This window comes from Rothia sp. HMSC071F11 (genome assembly GCF_001809115.1).
GTDB lineage: Bacteria > Actinomycetota > Actinomycetes > Actinomycetales > Micrococcaceae > Rothia > Rothia dentocariosa.
Window position 1 is genome coordinate 270,655 of record NZ_KV795763.1, and the last position, 1,408, is coordinate 272,062.

The window sequence follows — 1,408 nt, forward strand, 5'->3', positions numbered from 1 at the left end:
GTATATGCGTTTTTTGGAATACTTCGGAGCCCTCTGAGCGTCGGGTAGCGACAGACCCAGCGGGCACCATAAAAGTGAGTACCAAAGACAGAATAAATGACACCAGATTGACGATAATTGAAAGCTCTAGAGCATTCGCAAAATTCTGGATGAGAATCATGGTTCCTACGAGGGGGCTCACAGCACGGGATAGTTCTCCCACCATCGAATAGGTGCTATTGTATTTTTCAAATTCTCGATGTCCAAGAATTTCAGGAATAATAGCGCGGCTTGTGGGGCTGTATGCGGTCGCGGCTAAAGACATGAGAGCGGAAAGAATAATCAGTATATAAACGATAAATTCTCCGCGTACTGACGATAAAAGAATAAGAGCGCACAGGCAGCAGAGGCTATTAAAAATATCGTAGAAAATCAGCAGGGATTTTTTCTTAAACCTGTCAATAACAACAAATCCAAGAATACTGGCGAGGAATATGCCCGCGCCGCTCAACGCATTCATCACCCCAACCATCTGCTGACCGGCGTGCTGGCTGATATACCAGGTCACCACAATGGTGTAGGCGACGGTGCCTATACGTGAAAGCGCCGTCGCCGGGATAAGATAGTACGCTCTGCTGTACCTCACCACGTTCCGCAAAACCTCAGAGCAGAAGGCTAGATACTCGATCCACTACTGCTGCTAGAGCCTGAACCTACCTGGCTACGGAAGGCTGCGGCGAACCCGCCAATAACCCAGTGCCCGTTTTCATACTTCCCTGTTATATCGACGTCGAGCGTGGTGCTGCGGGAGCTTGAGGGGACATCAGCATCCCTTCCTGAGGTGGCGATAAAGCTGCCCAACCCTATGGTGAATCGGGAAGGCCAGGTGTATTCCCCGCCGGATTCCTTGGGCTTCGGCGTGGTAAGGTTGGCCGTCACCTTGGGGTCTTCAAACCAGATCGTTGAAAACTGGTACGAGGACGACTTAACGGAGCTTTTATCTGTATCATTCAACGCGGTCTGCTCGATCAGGCTGTCGTCACCGCTCTCCATCATGTACTGGGTCGCCGCAGTATAGAACGCGATACTGGAATACAGCCCTGCCACCGAGTTTTCGTCGGCGTTCTTAGGCTTGATAGGTTTGGGCACGTTCTTCGCGCGTTCGGTGCGGGTCGCCTTACGGTACTCCCCCGCCGAGGTATCGTATTCGTCGATCTTCGCTTCGCCACTGAAATCGCTGCGGTAGCTTGCCGTAGCATTCGTCGGGAGCGGTTTCACGCTGCCAGCGTTGGATGCGCATCCAACAAAAGCGAGCGCGGAACCTGCACCCAGCACACCTAGGGCGGCTCTGCGGGATACAAACGACTGTGCCATAAGAAAGACCTTTCATCGATAGCGACTATTGTTCTAACACTATTATCCCGGATAC

The 1,408-nt window shown here is 51.8% G+C and carries 2 protein-coding genes; both read right to left on the bottom strand.

Annotation, left to right across the window (positions count from 1 at the left end; translation table 11 throughout):
- The coding region (locus tag HMPREF2554_RS09115; protein ID WP_246826048.1) for an MFS transporter at positions 1–625 on the bottom strand (625 nt) is incomplete at its 3' end.
- Between the two features lie 29 nt (positions 626–654).
- The gene (locus HMPREF2554_RS09120; RefSeq protein ID WP_013398277.1) at positions 655–1,353 is read right to left on the bottom strand and encodes a DUF6318 family protein; all 699 of its coding nucleotides are present in this window, start codon (positions 1,351–1,353) and stop codon (positions 655–657) included.
- Positions 1,354–1,408 lie beyond the last annotated feature (55 nt).